Annotated in this window: 23 protein-coding genes; 12 read left to right on the forward strand and 11 right to left on the reverse strand. The window is 65.1% G+C overall.

The annotated features are described in order from the left end of the window. The first annotated feature begins 289 nt into the window (after window positions 1–289). The gene (locus tag AC3WJD_RS17985; RefSeq protein WP_492748103.1) at window positions 290–1261 is read left to right on the forward strand and encodes an NAD(P)H-dependent flavin oxidoreductase; all 972 of its coding nucleotides are present in this window, start codon (window positions 290–292) and stop codon (window positions 1259–1261) included. Window positions 1262–1286: 25 nt separating this feature from the next. On the opposite strand, the gene AC3WJD_RS17990 is transcribed toward AC3WJD_RS17985, so the two are convergent. Together AC3WJD_RS17990 and AC3WJD_RS17995 are read right to left on the reverse strand one after the other, a co-directional pair. Continuing rightward, window positions 1287–1739, reverse strand: coding sequence for a DUF1465 family protein (locus tag AC3WJD_RS17990; protein ID WP_492748104.1), 453 nt, complete (start codon window positions 1737–1739; stop codon window positions 1287–1289). Window positions 1740–1838: 99 nt separating this feature from the next. Beyond that, window positions 1839–2036 (reverse strand): YdcH family protein, encoded by a 198-nt coding sequence (locus AC3WJD_RS17995; RefSeq protein ID WP_492748105.1) that lies wholly within the window; start codon window positions 2034–2036, stop codon window positions 1839–1841. 178 nt (window positions 2037–2214) lie between these two features. On the opposite strand from AC3WJD_RS17995, the gene AC3WJD_RS18000 reads away from it, so the two are divergent. Further along, window positions 2215–2370 (forward strand): YdcH family protein, encoded by a 156-nt coding sequence (locus AC3WJD_RS18000; protein WP_492748106.1) that lies wholly within the window; start codon window positions 2215–2217, stop codon window positions 2368–2370. A gap of 152 nt (window positions 2371–2522) precedes the next feature. Here AC3WJD_RS18000 and AC3WJD_RS18005 read toward each other — a convergent pair whose 3' ends face one another. The 5 genes from AC3WJD_RS18005 to AC3WJD_RS18025 form a co-directional block, all read right to left on the reverse strand. Then, entirely contained in the window at window positions 2523–2903 is a 381-nt protein-coding gene (locus AC3WJD_RS18005) for a PilZ domain-containing protein (RefSeq protein ID WP_492748107.1), read from the reverse strand. Window positions 2904–3027: 124 nt separating this feature from the next. Further along, window positions 3028–3492 (reverse strand): RNA polymerase-binding protein DksA, encoded by a 465-nt coding sequence (dksA, locus tag AC3WJD_RS18010; protein WP_492748108.1) that lies wholly within the window; start codon window positions 3490–3492, stop codon window positions 3028–3030. Window positions 3493–3758: 266 nt separating this feature from the next. Then, the gene (locus tag AC3WJD_RS18015) at window positions 3759–4118 is read right to left on the reverse strand and encodes a hypothetical protein (RefSeq protein ID WP_492748109.1); all 360 of its coding nucleotides are present in this window, start codon (window positions 4116–4118) and stop codon (window positions 3759–3761) included. 75 nt (window positions 4119–4193) lie between these two features. Beyond that, window positions 4194–4763, reverse strand: coding sequence for a hypothetical protein (locus tag AC3WJD_RS18020; protein ID WP_492748110.1), 570 nt, complete (start codon window positions 4761–4763; stop codon window positions 4194–4196). A gap of 143 nt (window positions 4764–4906) precedes the next feature. Then, window positions 4907–5347 (reverse strand): host attachment family protein, encoded by a 441-nt coding sequence (locus AC3WJD_RS18025; protein ID WP_492748111.1) that lies wholly within the window; start codon window positions 5345–5347, stop codon window positions 4907–4909. A 107-nt stretch (window positions 5348–5454) separates the two neighbouring features. Here AC3WJD_RS18025 and serS point away from each other — a divergent pair, with 107 nt between their 5' ends. Both serS and surE read left to right on the forward strand, forming a co-directional pair. Further along, entirely contained in the window at window positions 5455–6735 is a 1281-nt protein-coding gene (serS, locus tag AC3WJD_RS18030) for a serine--tRNA ligase (RefSeq protein WP_492748112.1), read from the forward strand. Continuing rightward, window positions 6735–7499, forward strand: a complete 765-nt coding sequence (surE, locus tag AC3WJD_RS18035; protein ID WP_492748113.1) for a 5'/3'-nucleotidase SurE — start codon at window positions 6735–6737, stop codon at window positions 7497–7499. The genes serS and surE overlap by 1 nt, the downstream gene beginning before the upstream one ends. A 183-nt stretch (window positions 7500–7682) precedes the next feature. On the opposite strand, the gene AC3WJD_RS18040 is transcribed toward surE, so the two are convergent. Continuing rightward, on the reverse strand, window positions 7683–8084 hold the full coding sequence (locus tag AC3WJD_RS18040; protein ID WP_492748114.1) for a DUF1761 domain-containing protein: 402 nt from the start codon (window positions 8082–8084) through the stop codon (window positions 7683–7685). Window positions 8085–8217: 133 nt separating this feature from the next. Between AC3WJD_RS18040 and rimO the strand changes: the two genes are divergently transcribed. Next, window positions 8218–9552 (forward strand): 30S ribosomal protein S12 methylthiotransferase RimO, encoded by a 1335-nt coding sequence (gene rimO / locus AC3WJD_RS18045; RefSeq protein ID WP_492748115.1) that lies wholly within the window; start codon window positions 8218–8220, stop codon window positions 9550–9552. 1 nt (window position 9553) lies between these two features. Here rimO and AC3WJD_RS18050 read toward each other — a convergent pair whose 3' ends face one another. Both AC3WJD_RS18050 and AC3WJD_RS18055 read right to left on the reverse strand, forming a co-directional pair. Then, window positions 9554–10507, reverse strand: a complete 954-nt coding sequence (locus tag AC3WJD_RS18050; protein ID WP_492748116.1) for an aspartyl protease family protein — start codon at window positions 10505–10507, stop codon at window positions 9554–9556. Window positions 10508–10757: 250 nt separating this feature from the next. Beyond that, window positions 10758–11678 carry a LysR family transcriptional regulator gene (locus AC3WJD_RS18055; protein ID WP_492748117.1) on the reverse strand — a complete coding sequence of 307 codons (921 nt, stop codon included), beginning with the start codon at window positions 11676–11678 and terminating at the stop codon, window positions 10758–10760. 123 nt (window positions 11679–11801) lie between these two features. Here AC3WJD_RS18055 and AC3WJD_RS18060 point away from each other — a divergent pair, with 123 nt between their 5' ends. The 7 genes from AC3WJD_RS18060 to AC3WJD_RS18090 all read left to right on the forward strand — a co-directional run bounded on the left by AC3WJD_RS18060 (window position 11802) and on the right by AC3WJD_RS18090 (window position 17837). Beyond that, window positions 11802–12128 carry a UrcA family protein gene (locus AC3WJD_RS18060; RefSeq protein WP_492748118.1) on the forward strand — a complete coding sequence of 109 codons (327 nt, stop codon included), beginning with the start codon at window positions 11802–11804 and terminating at the stop codon, window positions 12126–12128. 137 nt (window positions 12129–12265) lie between these two features. Then, on the forward strand, window positions 12266–13654 hold the full coding sequence (locus AC3WJD_RS18065; protein ID WP_492748119.1) for a leucyl aminopeptidase family protein: 1389 nt from the start codon (window positions 12266–12268) through the stop codon (window positions 13652–13654). Window positions 13655–13659: 5 nt separating this feature from the next. Further along, window positions 13660–15105 (forward strand): amidohydrolase family protein, encoded by a 1446-nt coding sequence (locus tag AC3WJD_RS18070; RefSeq protein WP_492748120.1) that lies wholly within the window; start codon window positions 13660–13662, stop codon window positions 15103–15105. 115 nt (window positions 15106–15220) lie between these two features. Then, on the forward strand, window positions 15221–15547 hold the full coding sequence (locus tag AC3WJD_RS18075; RefSeq protein ID WP_492748122.1) for a MarR family transcriptional regulator: 327 nt from the start codon (window positions 15221–15223) through the stop codon (window positions 15545–15547). Continuing rightward, entirely contained in the window at window positions 15489–16397 is a 909-nt protein-coding gene (locus AC3WJD_RS18080; RefSeq protein ID WP_492748123.1) for a C40 family peptidase, read from the forward strand. The genes AC3WJD_RS18075 and AC3WJD_RS18080 overlap by 59 nt, the downstream gene beginning before the upstream one ends. Continuing rightward, window positions 16394–17338, forward strand: a complete 945-nt coding sequence (argC, locus tag AC3WJD_RS18085; protein ID WP_492748124.1) for an N-acetyl-gamma-glutamyl-phosphate reductase — start codon at window positions 16394–16396, stop codon at window positions 17336–17338. The genes AC3WJD_RS18080 and argC overlap by 4 nt, the downstream gene beginning before the upstream one ends. Before the next feature lie 61 nt (window positions 17339–17399). Beyond that, window positions 17400–17837, forward strand: a complete 438-nt coding sequence (locus AC3WJD_RS18090; protein ID WP_492748125.1) for a hypothetical protein — start codon at window positions 17400–17402, stop codon at window positions 17835–17837. Between the two features lie 60 nt (window positions 17838–17897). On the opposite strand, the gene AC3WJD_RS18095 is transcribed toward AC3WJD_RS18090, so the two are convergent. Next, window positions 17898–18446: a peroxiredoxin gene (locus AC3WJD_RS18095; RefSeq protein ID WP_492748126.1), complete on the reverse strand. Its 549-nt coding sequence runs from the start codon at window positions 18444–18446 to the stop codon at window positions 17898–17900. Window positions 18447–18527 lie beyond the last annotated feature (81 nt).

Here is an 18527-nt window from a genome sequence, read left to right on the forward strand (position 1 = left end):
TTATCTCTCCGCAGTGCGATTGCCTCGTATGACAATCGTCGCACCTCGAAATCCGCGTTTTTACACGTCCTCGGTCGTGTCCGGACGGTCAGCATCCGGCAAATGGCTCTTGCTATCGGTCATGCAGGGCTCGCGGACACGGGCGGATGAATTTGTGCAAACGGCCTGGTCGGCCGCCCATCGCCGATTCGGTGGCGCATTGTCACCTTGCCATATCGGCGCAGGTGCCATGCCGTAGCGGCAAATCGGGTCCGCTGGACACGCTTGTCCGTTGCGGTATGAAACGCATATGACGCTGCCCTCTCCCCTCTTCGATCGCCTGCGGCTCCCCGTGATCGGCTCGCCGCTCTTCATCGTTTCCGGCCCCGAGCTTGTCATCGCGCAATGCAAGGCGGGCATCGTCGGTTCGTTTCCCGCGCTCAACGCGCGGCCGCAGTCGATGCTGGATGAATGGCTCCATCGCATCACCGAGGAGCTCGCCGCGTGGAACCGGGAGAATCCCGACCGCCCCGCCGCGCCTTTTGCGGTCAACCAGATCGTCCACAGGTCCAACGACCGGCTCGAGCAGGACCTTGCCACCTGCGCCAAATGGCAAGTCCCGATCATCATCACCTCACTCGGCGCGCGCGAGGATCTCAACAAGGCGGTGCATGGCTGGGGCGGGATCACGCTGCACGACGTTATCGACGACCGTTTCGCGCGCAAGGCGATCGAAAAGGGCGCCGATGGCCTGATCCCGGTGGCGGCTGGCGCGGGTGGTCATGCCGGGCGGCTCTCGCCCTTCGCGATCATCCAGGAAATCCGCCAGTGGTTCGACGGTCCCGTCGCGCTATCGGGGGCAATTGCCAATGGCCGCTCGATCCTTGCCGCGCAAGCGATGGGCGCCGACCTCGCCTATATCGGCTCGCCCTTCATCGCGACGACGGAAGCCAATGCGGATCCGCGCTACAAGGAGGGGATCGTCGCAAGTCGTGCGGCGGACATCGTCTATTCGAGCCTGTTCACGGGGGTTCACGGCAATTATCTGCGCGGCTCGATCGAGGCGGCGGGGCTCGACCCCGACAATCTGCCCGAAGGCGATCTCTCGACGATGAACTTCGGGTCGGGGGGCAACCAGGACAAGAAGGCCTGGCGCGACATCTGGGGTTCGGGCCAGGGCATCGGTGCGATCGAGGCGGTGGAGAGCGTCCCGGAACGCGTCGACCGACTCGCCGCAGAATATCAGGCGGCCAAGGCCGAGCTTGCCGCCAAGGTCAGATAGGCATCGCGGTCAGCCCCGCGGCATGTCAAAGCGAGGCTCTTAGCCTTCGCATAAGACTGTGTGCGGGGCTTTCGGTCGGCTCCATACCGGTGTCGATGCGCTTCACGCGATCATAGAGATCGGTGCTCGAACGGATCAGCGCCTGGGCGTCGTCAGGCAGCTGGGCAACCAGCGCGGCGTCGCTCTCCACCGCGTGGCCGAGCCGGCGTGACGGATGGCGCCCTTGCACTTCGTTGAGTTCGCCCGCCTCGACCGCGCGCCGCGTGAGCAGCCACGCGATGACGTGCATCAGCCGCGTCGTCACCTTGAGCGATTCGCACGAAAAGCCGACGCGCAGCATAGGCTCAAGTAGCTCGCGATCGTCCTTGCCGTGTTCGTCGAAATAGGCACGCGCCTCATCCGCCAGCAGCATCGCCTCGACATACAAGGCATCGACCAGCCGCGGTGTCAGGCGTGATTCTGCCCTTTTCTTCGTCATGGCGCGAAATTGGCACAATCGCCCCGCGCGCGAAACCGGGAAAACTGGTTATCCATAATGGATAAGAATGCTGTTCCGAATTGGCGCGCCTCCGAATCGTCAGGCGATGATGTCGGGAATGAGCTGATCCTCGAGAAGCGCGATCTCGTCGCGCAGCCTCAGCTTCCGCTTCTTCAGGCGCGCGAGCTGGAGCTGATCGGCAGCAGAGGTATCGGCGAGCGACCCGATCGCGCTGTCGAGATCGCGATGCTCGATCCGCAGCAGCTCCAGCCTTGCCTTGACCTCATCGGTGCTCATCTGTCCTCTCCCGCGCGAACCGGCCAACGCCCCCACCTTCGCGCCTGGACGCGCCGGGGTCAACGAATCGTCGCACGCGCGATGCGGCCGACCGATTGGCGCGAATCAGGGGGAGACAGCGGGACCAAACCATGTTTCAATCATGTGTCGCAACATCCAACCAGAAGGAGACAGAAGGATGGAACAGGCACATTTCTCGGCATTGGAAGCAAAACACGCCGGTCTCGAACACCGGATCGCCGAAGAGAGTCGCCGTCCTTCTCCTGACTCCGCCATATTGGCGCAACTCAAGAAGCAAAAGCTCCGCATCAAGGAGGAACTCGCCGCGCTCTGACGCGCGCGTCCTGGAGCCTGATCGGTTGAGGTGGAAACGCTTCGCGCTTCCACCGACGGCGTGAATCAGGCTCTATTCAAACAGTTGAGACCTTGATTCACGCGTCCCGCTGATTCAGCCTGAGACGATCAAGGTCTAAGCGCAGCTGCGGATCAGCCGGTCCACAGCCCCGGCCTGCCGGTATCTGCCGGCTTCGCATATTCAGGCGTTTTGCCGCCGCCGCCCACCGGACGGCGCGCTGCCAGGGGATCGATCTCAAGGTCGAACGCGATGCCGATACGCTCGGCCGTCCGCCAGGCAACCTTGCCCGTCACGCGCCCGATGCCGCGCAGCATCACCGCCACCTGGTCGCCCTGCGAGAATTCGGCGCTGCATTCCGCCATCATGCCGCCTGCAGACAGATTGCGTACGCGAATCTTATGCTCTTCGCCCCCGCTGCAGTGGACGATGCCTGCGAGGAACATGCTGTCGCGCACATCCTCACGTCCCTGCGAAGCGAGACCCGCAGCGTTGAAATTGGCGAAATGCTCCACGTTCCCAGAACCCTTGACCCGCAAATACGCGCCAATCTTGTGTGACGCGATCCCGTGTCGGGTAGCGCAGCATTGGTATGAAAATCGTTAAAGGCCCGGCGGTTACGTCACGTGCCTGATCGCGTTATTCGTCTCGCGAAATCTTTTCCTGGCGCTCGTGCCGTTCCTGCGCCTCGACGGTCATCGTCGCGATCGGACGCGCCTCGAGCCGCGCGAGCGAGATCGGCTCGCCAGTCACCTCGCAATAGCCGTATTCGCCCTCGGCGATCCGACGCAGCGCCGCATCGATCTTGGAAATGAGCTTGCGCTGGCGGTCGCGCGTCCGCAATTCGATCGACCAGTCGGTCTCGCTCGATGCGCGGTCGGTAACGTCCGGCTCGCGAAGCGAATCGTTCTGCAGCTGGGTGAGCGTATCGCGCGATTCGCGAAGGATGTTTTCCTTCCATGCTGCCAGCTTGGCCCGGAAATACTCGGTCTGACGCTCGTTCATGAATGGCTCGTCCGCGGACGGGCGATAGTCGGTATCCAGCGACGGGGCGCGCAGAGCCGGGTCGGCTTGCGCCTCGTTTTTGGTTAACGCTGTTGCCATCTTGCCCATCTCCGTAACTTTACTGACAGGCCCGCCAGGCATTCACTGCCCATGCAAGCGCATCTCCCCGGCCGCGCCTATAAACACGTCCCCCCCAAGCGCACAAGCGGGCAATTGACCCGCGGCCGCCATCCGGCTCGCCGGAGCGCCACACGGTCGCGCCAACGGCCGGTTGCGCTTAGCGGTGATCTCCTTGCAGTTTGATGAACTTCGCGCCGCCAACTTTTCGAATCGGACGCTATCAGAGCGGTCAAATCGCCCGCATATTAACCATGTTCGATATATGTTTCGTTAACCTTTGCGTCAAAATCGCCCCGGGATGGAACATTAACCATGTCCAGTGCCGACGCATCGAGCGACGCGGCAGTTGATGCCCCGAAAAGAAGGTTAATTAACTTGTTACAGCCGCGCGGCTGCCGCTTTACATGAATCAGGGCCGGAGGATCCCGATCGGGTTCCGGGCAGCGGCGGGAAGAGAGCAAGATGTCGGTACGGATGGCTTTGGCAAAACTCTGCGCCTGCGCAGCGGGCGGCGCGATCATCGGCGGCGGCGCGGTGCATGTGGCGGAGCGCCCCCGCCCGGCCGTGGTCAAGTCGGTCAAGGCTTCGGTGAAAAAGCCGGGCAAGCAGGTCACCTACGCCAAAAAGCCCGTCCAGCGCGTCCGGCGCCCCGCACCGATCGTGCCCGACCCGCAGCCCCTTCAGGTTGCGGCAGTTCCTATCCTGCCCCCGCCGGCGCCGCCCATCGCGACGGTGCAGAGCGGGAGCGGCGGCGTCCCTGTCGTTATTGGCGGCAGCAGCGGTTTCGGCGGCGGCGGCTTCTTCGGCGGCGGCTTCTTCGGCGGCTCGAGCGGCGGTGGCAGCATCGTCGTGTCATCGACCAGCTCGGGCGGCTCGACCAGCACATCTTCTGGCGGATCGGGCGGCTCCAGCACGAGCACGAGCACCTCATCGGGTGGCTCGGGCGGCTCGAGCACCAGCACTTCCACGGGCGGCTCTTCGACGAGCACCTCGACGGGCGGATCCAGCACGAGCACGTCGACTGGCGGCTCCTCCACCAGCACATCGTCATCGGGGAATGTCTCGACCTCTACCTCGAGCAGCGGCAACGTCTCGACCTCGTCGAGCACGTCCTCCAGCACGAGTTCTTCCACGAGCAGCAGCAGCAGTTCGAGCACCTCGTCGAGCACCAGTTCGTCGACCAGCAGCTCGAGCGGGGGCACCTCGACCAGCAGCGGTTCGAGCGGGACCCAGGTTCCCGCGCCGCCCATGATCCTTCTCTTCGGCGCAGGCGCAGCCGCACTCGCGGCGCGACGGCGGAGCACGAAAACGGCCGGTTGAACCAACACTCGGCCAATTGAGGACGCCGCCCTAATGCGACCCGGGGCGGCGTCCTCTCTTTTTTGCTTTGATATCAGGCCTCGATCAGTATCTTCTCGATCTCGGGCACCGGGTGCCCCGTCAGGTTCTTGGCCACCTCTCCCTTCAGGCGGCTCTCGACCTCCTTGTGATAATGCTTGCGCAGCGCGCCCAGCGTGGCGGGAGGCGCGACCACAACCAGCGACTCGTAATCGTGATCGAGCGCGCCCTTGCGCAGCAGCTCGGCGGTTTCCGCGGCAAAGCGCGTTTCCTCGATTGCGTGGAAATCGGCCTCTTCATAGGCGCTGCGCCCCTGCCCCACGCTCGAAAAGGCGCGGCCTGGCGCGTCGGACTTCTGTTCGCGATTGGGCGGATTGTCCTGTTCGCGCACGCGCACCACCTCAAGGTTCAGGTCGTCGGGCCCTCCCCTGTTCTTGAAGAGCAGCATCTTGCTGCCATCGGCCACCACGACGAGCCCATCATGCGCGATCCGCATATCTCTTCTCCTATGGCTGAGGATTGACTTGTGCGGCTATCGAACGCGCGGAACCGCAAGCGGTTGCGGGGCTTGCATGGCGCGCCGGGGCCCGCCATAGCCCCGCCATGCACGATATCCGCCTGATCCGGGACGACCCGAACGCCTTTGACGCAGCCCTTGCCCGCCGCGGGATCGAGCCGCGATCGGCCGAACTGCTCGCGATCGACGAAAGACGCCGTGCGGTGACGACCGAGGCGCAGACCGCACAAGCGCGCCGCAATGAGGCATCCAAGGCGATCGGTGCGGCCAAGGCGCAGAAAAAAGAGGATGACGCGGCCGCGCTGATGGCGGAGGTGGCGGGGCTCAAGGAGCGCCTGCCCGCACTCGAGGCCGAGGAACGCACGCTCGGCGAACAGTTGGATGCGCTGCTCGCCGCGATCCCGAACCAGCCCGCGGCCGACGTTCCCGAGGGCGAGGACGAGACGCAGAATGTCGAGATCGCGCGCTGGGGCGAACCGCGCGTCTTCGATTTCGAACCCAAGGAACATGCCGATTTCGCGCCCGCGCTCGGGCTCGATTTCGAGAGCGCCGCGAAAATCTCGGGCGCGCGCTTTGCTGTGCTCAAGGGCGGGGTCGCGCGGCTCAATCGCGCGCTTGGCCAGTTCATGCTCGATCATCAGGGGCGTGAGGGCTATGTCGAGGTCGTGCCGCCGCTGCTCGTCCGCGACGAGGCGATGTTCGGCACCGGCCAGCTTCCCAAGTTTCGCGACGATCAGTTCGGCACCCTCGACGGCCGCTGGCTGATCCCGACCGCCGAAGTCAGCCTCACCAATCTCGCCCGCGAATCGATCCTCGACGAAGCCGCGCTGCCGATCCGGATCACAGCGCTCACCCCCTGCTTCCGCCTTGAGGCGGGCGCGGCCGGGCGTGATACGCGCGGCATGATCCGCCAGCACCAGTTCGAGAAGGTCGAGCTCGTCACCATCGCAGCGCCCGAGCAGTCCGATGCCGAGCATGAAAAAATGTGTGCCGCGGCTGAAGGCGTGCTGCGCGCGCTCGGGCTGCCGTATCGCAAGATGCTGCTCTGCAGCGGCGATATGGGCTTTTCCGCGCGCAAGACCTTCGACCTCGAAGTGTGGCTGCCGGGCCAGAACACCTACCGCGAGATCAGCAGCATCTCCAACTGCGGCGACTTCCAGGCGCGTCGCATGGCGGCGCGCTACCGCCCCGCCGGCGAGACCAAGGGCACGCGGTTCGTCCACACGCTCAATGGTTCGGGGCTGGCGGTCGGCCGCACGCTCGTCGCGGTGCTGGAAAATTATCAGGAGGCCGACGGATCGGTGACCATTCCCGAGATCCTTGTCCCCTATATGGGCGGCATCACCAGGCTGGAGCCCGCCACCTGATGCGCATCCTCCTCACCAATGACGACGGGATCAACGCGACCGGGCTGAAGGTGCTGGAAAAGATCGCGCGCACGCTTTCGGACGATATCTGGATCGTCGCGCCGATGGAGGAACAGTCGGGTGCGGGCCATTCGCTGACGCTCACCCGCCCCTTGCGCATTCGCCGCCATGACGAGCGGCGCTTTTCGGTGAGCGGCACGCCGACCGACGCGGTGCTGATGGCGCTCGGCCAGATCATCGAGGGGCCCCAGCCCGACCTGGTGCTTTCGGGCGTCAACCGCGGTGCCAATCTGGCCGAGGACGTCACCTATTCGGGTACGGTTTCGGCGGCGATGGAAGGCGCGCTCGCGGGCGTGCGTTCGATCGCGCTGAGCCAGGTCTATGCACGCGACGGCATGGGCGAGCAGGTGCCCTTCGATGCCGCCGAGGGATGGGGAGAAAGGGTGCTTCGCCCGCTGCTCGACGAAGACATGCCGCACCGGACGCTGGTCAATATCAACTTCCCGCCCGTCGCGGCCGAGATGGTCAAGGGTGTCCGCGTGGTCCGCCAGGGCTTTCGCGACTATGGCCGGATGAAGATCGTCACAGGCACCGACCCGCGCGGTTTCCCCTATTACTGGTTCGGCCTGGGCGGCAGCGTGCAGACTCCCGGCCATACCACCGATGTCGAGGCGGTCGCCGAGGGCTACATCACCGTCACCCCGCTGCAACTCGACCTGACGCATGAGCCATCGCTCGCGCGGCTGGAAGGCGCCTATCGCTGATCGCGCTGGCGCCGGCACGAGGCTGTTAGAGCAACGTGCGTTTAATAGGGTTCAGTGCTCCTGCGAAAGCAAGAGCCCATTTTCCCGGGCGTATAGTCGTTTCCTGCATGGGCTCCGGGTCAAGCCCGGAGCACTAATATGGATCAGATATAACGCACGATGCTCTAGTGTCGGGCACGGCCACTAGCCCGGGAACGCGCCGAAGATCAGCCCCATCAGCGCGTAGGCGACGATCCAGTAGCCTGCGTCGATCAGGAACAGCGCAAGCCGGCGCCCCGCGAACAGATAGTTGACGCCATAGGCGGGCACGATGAAGCCAAGCGCGATGCCCACCGCGATCATCACCGACAACCCGATGCCGGGATCCCCATAGGTCCTGTAAAGATGCGCCAGGACGAAGGCGGAAAAGAGATTGCACAGGAAGCTGAGGCCAAACACCAGCGGTGCGTGCCTTTCGGCCTGTTCCATCGTCTTTCCTTCAGCCGCCAGCCAGCGCTTCAGGAAAAGCGGCCCGTACCAGATGCCGCCGATCAGGAAACCCGAAAGCGCGGCAAGAACGATCGATATCCAGTTGAAATCCCACATATATACCCCCTCCCCCTGATGCGCCGCCCTTGGCGCCGCGCATGACCATTAACACGCGCGACCGCCCGAGATGAAGTGCCCGGCGGCCGCCCCCGTGACATTTGGCGGCAAAACCATTATGTGCGCCCCACTCATGGCAATTGAACTCCCCACTCCGCCCAAGGTCGGCATGGTTTCGCTCGGCTGCCCGAAGAACCTCGTCGACAGTGAACGCATCCTCACCAAGCTCCGCTCGGACGGCTATGCCATGTCCGCGGACTATGCGGGCGCCGACGTCGTGCTCGTCAACACCTGCGGCTTTCTCGATAGCGCCAAGGAGGAAAGCCTCGAGGCGATCGGCGAGGCGATCGCGGAAAACGGCCGCGTCATCGTCACTGGCTGCATGGGCAACGAGGCCGAGGCGATCCGCGCGCGCTTTCCCGACGTGCTCGCGATCACGGGCGCGCATCAATATGAGGATGTCGTCGGCGCGGTCTATGACGCCGCCCCGATGCCGCCCAATGCCTTCCTCAACCTCGTGCCCGAGAGCGGGCTCAAGCTGACGCCGCGGCACTACAGCTATCTGAAGATCTCGGAAGGCTGCAACCATCACTGCAGCTTCTGCATCATCCCGTCCTTGCGCGGCGATCTCGCCAGCCGCCGCCCCGACGCGATCCTCCGCGAAGCCGAAAAGCTCATAGCCGCCGGCACGAAGGAACTGCTGGTCATCAGCCAGGACACATCGGCGTATGGCGTCGATATCAGGCATCAGCCGCGCGAATTCCACGGCCGCGAGGTGCGCGCACACATGACCGACCTTGCCCGCGAGCTGGGCCAGCTCGGCGCCTGGGTGAGGCTGCACTATGTCTACCCCTACCCCCATGTCGATCACGTCATTCCGCTGATGGCCGACGGGCTGGTGCTTCCTTATCTCGACATCCCCTTCCAGCACGCAGCCCCCAATGTGCTGCGTGCCATGAAGCGCCCCGCCAATGAGGCGAAGGTGCTCCAGCGCATCAGGAACTGGCGCGAAACCGCGCCCGATATCACGATCCGCTCGACCTTCGTCGTCGGCTTCCCCGGCGAGACCGAGGAGGATTTCCAGTATCTCATGGACTGGCTCGAGGAAGCGCAGCTCGACCGCGTCGGCGCCTTCCGCTTCGAGCCCGTCCAGGGCGCTGCCGCCAACGACCTTCCGAACCCCGTGCCGGAGGAGGTGAAGGAGGAGCGTTATGCGCGACTGATGGAACTGACCGCGCGCATCTCCGCCGAAAAGCTGCAGGCAAAGATCGGTCGCACGCTCGACGTGATCATCGACGAAGTTGACGAGGAAGGCGGCGCGTCAGGCCGCTCCAAGGCCGATGCGCCCGAGATCGACGGTCAGGTCCATCTGCGCGACGCGGAGGGGCTGAAGCCCGGCGACATCGTTTCGGTAGAGATCGAGGACGCCGACGAGCACGATCTGTTCGGGGCGCCGCTGAGCGCCTGATTCAGCGCGTCGTATCCTGCGCGACCTGCGGCGGTTCGGGCAGGACAAAGCTTGCCTTGCGATTGGCGAAATCCACGGTCACCCGCGGGAACATCTGCAGCGCGTCCATGCCGAGCAGCAAGGCGGGCCTGCGCAGCTTGAGCTTGCGGAAGGGATAGGCGTCGGCAAAAGCGATCGGCATGCCTTTCAGTGCCATGCGGCCGATGCGCAGCCGATCGACGCGTGTGTAGTCGGCGTTGAGCACGTCACCTGTCACGCTGATCATGGTGATCGGCATGATCGGGTACCGATGCCCCGCCCTGAGCAGGTGGCGGCGCAATGCCGCGTTGCCAATGCTGACCTGGATGCCCGTGTCGACGATCACGTCGACTTTTTCGCCATCGACATCCGAATCCGCGATGATGAGCTGGCCGAATTTGCGGCGCGCGGTCACCACGATCTCGTCGGGGTCGGCGGGCCGTTCCCAGCGCCGCGGCGCCCGACTGACGGTGAGCGTCCGCGCGCGAAAATCCAGTACCACCCGCTGGTCCTGCAGCGTGTCGATTCCCAATATGCCGTGCGCCCCGATATGCGTGCCGCCGATCGCCAGCGCCTCCACGTCGTGCGTCTGGCCGGGCCGGAACATCAGCTTGGGCACACGCACCAGGCCCGCTTGTTCGTCCCCCGTCAGGGTCAGCATGCGCGTGCTTCCTGTCGGCTGCAGCTTGAGCACCGTGGCGAGCTGACGCGATACCACGGTCCGCGTCGCCGCGGTGTCGACGATGAAGGGATAGGGGCCCGTCCCGGCGATATGGATGGGGACCGTCATCTGGTCCGTGTCGGTGATCGCCATCGCGATGAGGCTGGCCGGGTCCGTTGCCTCTTCGGCTACCGGATCGACAGCGGGGGGCGGTGCAAGCGCCAGCAGCCCGGCAAGGGTAATTCCCCCAAAGGGAACCCGCCACCACGCGCTCATGGCACCTCTCCATCGCGCCGTGTCCGACAGGACCGGCGCCCGGACAGAATAGCGCGATTTGCGCTCGCCCCCAAGGGCCGGCGCTGCAAAGCCGCTAGACCATTTTCGAGCCGGGTGGAATCACCCGGCGGCTCGGAAAATGGTCCAGAGTCAATTTGCTGGAGAGCATCAAAAATGAACATGCTTGGGGCATGTTCATTTTTGATGCTTTCCGACCGCAAAACCGGTTTCCACTTTTGCGGAAAGCGCTCTAAGCCATGCCGATCGGCATGGCGGGGCCACGCTCGCCAGCGCGCGCGATCCTCGTGAGGCCTTCGGCGAGGAAGTCGAGAACGATCCGCACGCGCGGCGTGTGGCGCAACCTCTCATGCGTCAGCAGCCAAATGCCCCGCTCCTTGCCCGGCGCCGGCGGCAGGCAACGCACCAGATCGGGCTCCGCGTCGGCAACGAAGCACGGAAGCACCGCAAGGCCGATCCCCGAACGCACCGCTGACAGCAGCCCCGTCGGCGAGTCGTGCTGCATCGCTATCGCGTCCGCGAGCCCGTTCCTTTCGAGCCAGGCCCGGTAGATCTTCCAGACACCCGAGCCACCACCACCGACAAAGGGATGGCCGCGCAGTTCGGCGCGGCGCCGCGGACGGCCGTGCAGCTGGGCATAGTCGCGGCTGCAATAGATCGCCCAGTTGTCGATCGCGATCCGTCGTCCGACAAGACCGCCGCCCTCGGGGCGATCGACGCTGCGGAGCGCGATATCGGCGGCACCCGCGGCGAGATCGCGCATGGCATCGGCGGTGTCGAGCTCGATCCGGATGGAAGGATGCGCTTCGTGCAGGTCACGCAGGATCGGCGGCAGCACCGTGATGGCGTGGATTTCCTGCGCGGTCAGCCGCACCGTGCCGCTCACGTCGCGCCCCTGCGCCGCCCCGGCGTCGGCAAAGGCGGTGGCAGCGCCTTCAACCGCCTCCGCCTGCGCCACCAGCGCCTCGCCGATGGAGGTCAGGAAATAGCCCGCCTGTCGACGGTCGAAGAGCGTCAGCCCGAGCGTTTCCTCGAGTGCGGCGACGCGTCGCGCCGCAGTGGTCTGGCTCACGCCCAGCACACGCCCCGCCGCGAGCGTGCTGCCGCTGCGCGCGACCGCGAGGAAATAGCGCAGATCATTCCAGTCGAGCATGATCCCATTCTGCACTTTTGCAGAACGGGTGCGCAATATCGTTGTTCGTCGCGACTCGGCTTTCGGGTCTATCAAGGAGCCAGGGCGCTGAGGGCGCCTACGACCAGACCCCAGGAGATAATCATGAAGACCCTGCTTGCGCTCACCGCGCTTGCCGGCGCGTTGTATGTTGCGCCGGCCGCCGCCCAGTCCTCCGTCAACGACACCGTCACCCGTGTCGTGAGTTATAGCGACCTCGATCTGCGCACCGACCGCGGCCAGCGCCGCCTCGACAATCGGCTGCGGATTGCAGCTTCGCAGGCCTGCGGCACCGCCTCCAGCGCTGACCCTGTCGGTAAGCGCGAAGTCGCGCAGTGCCGGACCGAAACGCTCGCGCGCCTCGCCGTCCAGCGCGACCAGGTAATCGCGACTGCCAACACGATCGCCCCCACGCAACTCGCGTCGCAGTGACTCCTCAGGCGGCGCGCCCCTGAACCTCCCCCGCCCCGGCGGGGGAGGATTTTTCGAGCAGGGCGCCGGCCCTTGCCCTGAGCGCGGTGCTGGGCCTATCCCATCGGCATGACCTTCGTTCCGATACGGCGCCGCCGATGACCGATCTTTCCGCCCTGCTCCAGCCCGACAAGGGCCAGGCCGCCCGCACCATCCACCTCGTCGATGCCAAGGGCTATGACGACTGGCTCAAGGCACAGCCCGAGCGGCACCGGACCGCAATCACAGCACAGCGGCTTGCGCCCAAACCCTTTGCCAGCGCCATCCTGCCCGGCGACAAGGCCGAGGACTGGTCGGTGGTGAGCGTCGTCGCCGATGTCGAGAAGCTGTCGAGCTGGTGCCTTGCCAAGCTCGCGGAAACGCTCCCCGAGGGTGCCTATCGCGTCGAATGCCGCGAACCCGGCCCCGCGATGTTGGGTTGGCTGACCGCGCAGTACCGTTTCGAAAAATACAGGAAGGATGAAAAGCCCGAGGGGCCGCGCGTGCTGATGACGGGTGATATCGCGCGGATCGCGGAGACGGTGCGGCTCGCCGAGGCGACCGCGCTGGTACGCGACCTCGTCAATATCCCCGCGCTCGACCTTGGCCCCGGCGAACTCGAGGCGAAGGCCGAGAAGCTGGCGAAGAAGCATGACGCCGCGCTGACCGTCACCAAGGGCCACGATCTCGAAACCGGTTATCCGATGATCCACGCGGTGGGCATGGCGGCCGACAAGAAGCATGCGCCGCGGCTGATCGAGCTCATCTGGGGCAATCCCAAGCATCCGCGCATCGCGATCGTCGGCAAGGGCGTGTGCTTCGACAGCGGCGGGCTCGACATCAAGCCCGGATCGGGCATGCGGCTGATGAAGAAGGATATGGGCGGTGCTGCGCACGCGCTGGCGCTCACGCGGCTCGTGATCGAGCAGCGCCTGCCCGTGCACCTGCACCTGTTGATCCCAGCGGTCGAAAACGCGATCTCGGGCAACGCCATGCGTCCCGGCGACGTGCTCAGGAGCCGCAAGGGGCTGAGCGTCGAGATCGCCAATACCGATGCCGAGGGCCGCCTGATCCTGGGCGATGCGCTGGCCAGGGCAGCCGAGGACAAACCCGAGCTCATCATTGACTTCGCGACGCTGACCGGCGCCGCACGCGTCGCACTTGGCCCCGATCTGCCCGCGATGTTCGCCAACGATGATCAACTGGCCGAAGACTTGCTCGCCGCCGGCACCGCCGAGGACGATCCGCTGTGGCGGCTGCCGCTGTGGGAGGGTTATGGCGAGATGCTCAAATCGGACATCGCCGATCTCAACAACGCACCCGATGGCGGCTTTGCCGGCTCGGTCACCGCCGCCCTCTTCCTCGAGAAATTCGTCCCCAAGGACACACCCTGGGCGCATTTCGACACCTTCGCCTGGCGCCCCGCCGCCAAGCCCGGCCGCCCCAAGGGCGGCGACGCGCTTGGCCTGCGCGCGGCCTGGTCGGTCCTCAAATCGCGCTACGGATGATCTGAATGATAAAGAAGCTGATTGCCGCGTTCCTGATGATCGCAGGAACGCTCCAGACCGCATCGGCGCGCGAAAATGTCGACCTCGTTATTCGCGGAGCGACGATCGTCGATGTCGCCGCGGGCAAGCTGGTCGAGGGGCGCGCAATCGTGGTCCGCGGCGGCGATATCGTCGCGGTCGACAGCGAGAAGGCGATCGATCGCGACTATCAGGCGGCGCGCACGATCGACGCGCGGGGCCAATATGCGATGCCCGGCCTTTGGGACATGCACGTCCATTTTGGTGGCGGTCAGGAACTGATCGAGGAAAACAAGGCGCTGCTGCCGCTTTACCTCGCCTATGGCATCACCAGCGTGCGCGATTGCGCGGCCGATATCAGCGACGCGGTGCTGAGCTGGCGTGCCCAGGTCGCCGCGGGCGAACTCGCCGGCCCCAATATCTATACCTCGGGGCCCAAGCTCGAAGGACCCAAACCCTTGTGGAAGGGCACGATCGAAGTCGACAGCCCCGCCGAGGTCGACGCCGCGCTGGACCGGCTGCAGGCGATGCGCGTCGATTTTGTGAAGATCACCGACAATACGCTCCGCCCCGAAATCTTCCTCCATGCGCTCAAGGCCGCCAAGGCACGCGGACTGAAGACGTCTGCCCACATCCCCTATGCGCTGACCGTTGAACAGGCGGTGGCGGGCGGGCTCTCGTCAATCGAGCATGGCGATTATCTGATCAAGGCGGGCTCGACGCAGGAAGCGCAGATTTCGCGCGACTATGCCGACAAGAAGCTGACCTATGCCGAGGCATCGGACGGGCTTGTCGACACATTCGATCCCTCCCTCGCACGCAGGGAGTTCCGCAAGCTCGCTCGCTATGGGCTTTATGTGACGCCGACCCAGAATATGGGCCGCATCCTCGCCTATCTCGACCGTGAGAATCACAGCAAGGATCCTGCGCTTAGGCTGATCGGCCCTGGGCTGCGCGCGACTTACAACTGGCGCGTCGAACGCGCCGCGAAGGCTGATGCCGCTGCGATCGAGCGCCGCCACCGCGAATATGAGCTGAGCGCGACGCTGCTGCCGCTCATGCGCGACGCGGGCATCAGCATCCTCGCGGGAACCGATGCGGGCTATCTCAATTCGTTCAACTATCCGGGTCAGGGGTTGCATGACGAACTCGCGCGCTTCGTCGAATCGGGGCTGAAGCCCGTCGATGCGCTGCGCGCCTCGGTCATCAACGGGCCGCGTTTCCTTGGCAAACAGGCGCGCTACGGCACGATCGCGCCAGGCAAGGCAGCCGACATCCTGCTGCTGGGCGCCAATCCGCTCGCCGATATCGCTGCCACGCGCGACATCCGCGCAGTGGTGCGAGCAGGCAAACTCTATGATCGCGGCGCGCTTGACGCGCTCCTCGCCGATGCGCGCGAGCGCGCCGCAAAACCTGTGACGGAGATAAAATAACCCGCGGCGGGAAACCCCAAGGGCGATAGCGCGTTATGCCATGACGAAGCCGTTCCGAATGGCGGAAAGACGGCCGCGAGGTGGTATGGCAGTAAACAGGGCGTTGAACGGGTGGATGGAAACGCTGACTGACTATGTGCGGTCGGGTGAACCTGATCTCACCAACCGCCAGATGGCGCTGTTGCTTGTCGTCTATCTCAAACCCGGCCCCCACACCGTCCGCGGTCTGGCCCAGGTCCTCAACGTGTCAAAGCCCGTCGTAACACGCGCCTTGAACAAGCTGGGTGCGCTCGGCTATCTGCGCCGCCAGCGTGACGATGCGGATCGCCGCAACATCTTCGTCGCACAGACGCGTGAAGGGGCAGACTTTCTTGAAGGCTTCGGTGGACTCATCGCCCGCAAAGGGCACGACACAGACACCCGGCAGCGCCGGCGGGCGTAAGCATTTCGGCCTGACTGGCCCTTCCGTTGTTCTGGATCGCCGCGTCCATGCGGTGCGCGGCGACATTGCCGATCTTGCGCTCGCGGGCACGCTGTTCGCGCCGCATTATGCGCGCCCGATGGAACGGCGCTGCATCGTTGCGACGGCGGCGTTGCGCGCCAAGGGCAATGACGAGGCCGAACTGATCTCCGAACTGCTCCATGGCGAGACCTTTGAAGTGATCGACCTCAGCGGCGGGTGGGCCTGGGGTTACTGCGCGCACGACCACTATGTCGGCTATGTCCGCGAAGATGCCCTCGGCATCGCGCGCCCGGGCGCGTGGCGCGTCAGCAGCCGCAGCGCGGCGTTGCGCGACGGCGCCTCGCCCGATGCGGCGGTCCTCAGGACGCTCTCGATGGGTGCGATCGTCGAAGGCAGCGTGGGCGATGGCTGGCTGCTCACCGACGAGGGCGCGATCGACCGCGCCGATCTCGTCGCGATCGATGCGCGCCTCGATCCCGTCGAGCAGGCCGAAAAGCTGCTTGGTACGCCCTATCTGCTCGGCGGCCGCAGCGTCGAGGGGATCGACTGTTCCGGGCTCGTCCAGGTTGCGCTGTCCTTCGCGGGCGTCACCGCGCCGCGCGACAGCGACCAGCAGGCCCAAAACCTCGGCCAGCCCGTTTCCGGCGGAGCCCCGCTCCAGCGCGGCGACCTCGCCTTCTTTCCCGGACATGTCGCCATGATGCTCGACGCCGAACGGATCATCCATGCCAACGGCCATGCCAAGGCGGTCAGCATAGAGCCGCTGGCCGGCCTGTTGGCGCGGCTGTCGCCCGAGAACGCAGCCGCAATGACGGTGCGGCGGCCATGAGCGTCAAGGTCTTCATCGACGGCGCTGAGGGCACCACGGGCCTCGAGATCCGCGAGCGGCTCGAGGGACGCGGCGATCTCGTCGTGACGACGCTGCCCGATGCGCTGCGCAAGGATGTCGCCGCGCGGCGCGATGCGCTCAACAGCGCCGATGTCGTGATTCTCTGCCTTCCCGACGATGCCGCGCGCGAGGCAGTGGCGCTGATCGACAATCCCGCGGTGAAGGTGATCGACGCCTCGACAGCGCACCGCGTCGCCGATGGCTGGACATACGGCTTTGCCGAGCTCGAGCCCGACCAGCGCCAGCGGCTTTCGGGCGCAACGCGGATCTCGAATCCGGGCTGCTACCCCACGGGTTTTCTCGCGCTCGTCCGTCCGCTCGTCCGCGAAGGCCTGATCTCCGCCGATTGGCCGCTGACGGTCAACGCCGCCTCGGGCTATTCGGGCGGCGGCAAGGCGATGATCGCGGCGTTTGAAAATGCCGACGCGCCGGGTGCGACCGATACGGCCTTTCGCGCCTATGGGTTGAACCTCGCACACAAGCATGTGCCCGAGATGCAGCAGCATGGAGGTCTGTCCCACCCACCGATCTTCGCGCCCGCGGTCGCGCGCACCTATCGCGGCATGCTCGTCGAGGTGCCGCTGCAACTTCGCGCGATGGCGAACGCGCCCAGCGTGGCGCAAATGCACGATGCCCTTGCCGCCGCCTATGACGGCAGCAGGCTCGTCACCGTGAAACCTGCGGCGGATCTCTCGGTTCTGACTCTCGAACAGGCGGCGGATACCGACCGGCTCGATCTTTATGTCTTCGGCAACGAGGCAACCGGGCAGGCGCGGCTGGTCGCGATCCTCGACAATCTGGGCAAGGGTGCCGCGGGCGCCGCGGTCCAGAACCTCAACATCGCCGCAGGGCTCGACGAACTCGCGGGTCTCAGGCTCTGATTGCCAATCGGTCATTTTGAGCGCACCCTCGCTCCCATCAACAATCAAAGTGGGGGTGAAAATGTCTGAAAACGCTGCAATCAAGCCGCCGGCCTGGTTCTGGGCGGTCGCGGTGCTCGGGCTGCTGTGGGAGTTGATGGGGGTCGGTTCCTACCTCTATCACGTCACCCTGTCGCCCGAGGCACTGGCCGCGTTGCCCCAAGGCCAGCGCGATCTGATGAACGCGACGCCGGCCTGGGTGATGGGCGCATTCGCCATCGCAGTCTTCAGCGGACTGGCCGGAGCCATCGGCCTCGTGCTGCGGCGCAGATGGGCAAGACCGCTGCTCATCCTGTCGGTAGCCGCCGCGATAATCCAGTTCGGCTGGGTATTCGTGGTGTTCAAGGCGCACGAAGTCCTCGGACCATCGTCCGCGATCTTCCCGGCCTTCATCATTGCGATGGGCCTGTTCCTCGTCTGGTTTGCGGATTACGCAACCAAGCGCGGCTGGCTTCGCTGACGAAAAAGGGCCCGGCGTTGTGGCGCCGGGCCCCTCCCGTTCATCGATCCTTGAAACTGATCAAGCCGCTTCGCGGAGCTCCCGCGCCCTCAGCCACTCGAGCAGCTTTTCGGGCCTGGATTCGCCATAGGGGTCGGAATCGCTGCCATCGTCGTTGATGCCCGGTTCCTCGAACCAGGCGACGACCTTGCCGTCCTCGACGATCATCGCGTAGCGCCACGAACGGTCACCGAAACCGAGATGATCCTTGTTGATCAGCATCCCCATGCGCCGCGTGAAGTGGGCCGCGCCGTCGGGCAGCAGCTTGACCTTCTCGATACCGAGCATCTTGCCCCATTGGTACATGACGAAAGCGTCGTTGACCGACAGACAATGGACCTCGTCGACTCCCAGCGCGCGGAATTCGTCATAGCGCCGCTCGAACGCCGGGCACTGTTCGGTGGTGCAGGTCGGCGTGAAGGCGCCGGGCAGTGCGAACACGACGTGGCGCCCCTCGCCGAACAGGGAACCGGTATCGAGGTCGTCCCAGCGGAAGGGATTGGGGCCGCCAATGCTCTCGTCGCGCACGCGGGTCTTCAGGGTAACGACAGGGACTGACCGACCGATCATGTCTTCACTTCTCCGATGGCAGGAACTGGCTGCGGCGCTCGCCGCTCACGCCCCATATGGCGTGCGGGCGCGCGAATACAA

This window comes from Sphingobium sp. FW306-1B-F04DB (assembly GCF_058781925.1).